The sequence below is a fragment of the Psychrobacter sp. T6-1 genome, from assembly GCF_052258445.1.
The window spans coordinates 1-1,452 of record NZ_JBQQFC010000451.1 but is presented as its reverse complement, the minus strand read 5'-3'; the positions used below and the strand labels follow the sequence as shown (position 1 = coordinate 1,452).

Genomic DNA, 1,452 nt, shown 5'->3' with positions numbered 1-1,452 from the left:
CCGTTTGGCGCACACGTACGGCGCATGAATCCGCGCGATAGCAAAGACTTTATCTTATCTGATGTGCGTATTCACCGCATTGTCAGACGTAGTGTTGGTTTTGGCGAGGTCGTGCCACCTGAGGTAGTCGAGGACGATGGTAAGGATCGCGGCCTGTTCTTTATCGGTATCAACGCGCATGCGATGGAAACCGTAGAATTCTTACAATCACAGTGGATTAATGATGGCAACTTTATGAGCTTAGGGGAAGAAAAAGACCCAATGGTTGGCTTACATGATGCTAATAAGGACAGTGATGCTGATACCTTTACCGTACCCGCTGATCCAATTCGCAGGCGCTATCACGGTATCGAAACTTTTAATACCTTGCATGGCGGCGAGTACTTCTTTATTCCAAGCTTGTCAGCACTACAATGGATTAGCGAGTTATCTTAACCTTTACCTATGGACACGACTCAACTAATAAAAACGAGGATCTTTTATGCTAAAAAAGTTATTTAAAACAAAATACGTCCCCTACGATTCAAAATATATTGAACTTAATGCAGAAGATGAACGCAATATTCGTACCATCACTGACGATATTAAAAGCTATATTGCTCGAAGCGATAAAGCTAGCGATATAAATTACCATACACGTGATGCTCATGCTAAAGGTTACTGTGCATTAAAAGCCAAGTTTGAGATCTTGGATGATATTCCTGCCGAGTACGCTCAAGGTCTCTATGCCAAATCTGGCATTCATGACGCTGTGATTCGATTGTCTAACGGTTCATCGAGAGTATTTGCGGATCGTAAACTTGGATTTGCGTAGGGTTTAGCGATTAAGGTTTTTGATGTGCCGGGCGTAAAGTTAGCGCCAGGAGAAGAGGATAGTACGACTTTTGACTTCAACTTCATCAATCATCCTGTTTTCTTTTGCAATAGAATTCAAGAGTATACCTATCTGTCAAAACTATTTTTAGAGTTGCCCAAATATACGGAAAATGGCGTACTAGGCAAGGCACAATTGGCTTTTAATTGGCTGACCAACTACGGCTCTAGACTGCCAACCAAAGAGTCAATAAAAACCTTTAAAGCGATCGGCGGCTTTACGACTATTGAGCCAAAAAATACTTTATTATATGACTTTTATTCGCAGGGTGTAATGCGCCATGGCGACTACATGGCCAAGATACGCGCCACACCTACAGCAGCTTCCGTCAAAAAGATAACGCGCCGTGAGGTAAAGGTAGACGCTCGCGAAGAGGCAATTCGTCCCCTAATTGTAGAAGAGATTCGTGAACATGATTATCAGTTTGATATTCATATTCAGTTGTGTCGTAATCTCAAAAAGCAGCCAATCGAGGAGATCACCACCGAATGGAAAGAGTCAGATGTGCCATTTGTCACCGTCGCGCGTTTGACCATTCCATGCCAAGATGTACCTGATGATGGCAACTTTGAGATTAT

At 42.8% G+C, this 1,452-nt stretch carries 2 protein-coding genes and 1 pseudogene; all 3 read left to right on the top strand.

The genetic code is table 11. The features are described from left to right. A pseudogene (locus ACTXGO_RS16410) lies at positions 1 to 435 on the top strand (Dyp-type peroxidase); the annotation flags it as partial. A 46-nt stretch (positions 436 to 481) separates the two neighbouring features. Continuing rightward, positions 482 to 814, top strand: a complete 333-nt coding sequence (locus ACTXGO_RS16405) for a hypothetical protein (protein ID WP_443574912.1) — start codon at positions 482 to 484, stop codon at positions 812 to 814. A 24-nt stretch (positions 815 to 838) separates the two neighbouring features. Further along, on the top strand, positions 839 to 1,452 hold a 614-nt coding region (locus tag ACTXGO_RS16400), incomplete at its 3' end, for a catalase family protein (protein ID WP_459112935.1).

What these genes read in the sequence shown, in the direction of transcription:
- ACTXGO_RS16405 (WP_443574912.1), top strand. Translation starts at nt 482, where the DNA reads ATGCTAAAAAAGTTATTTAAAACAAAATACGTCCCCTACGATTCAAAA.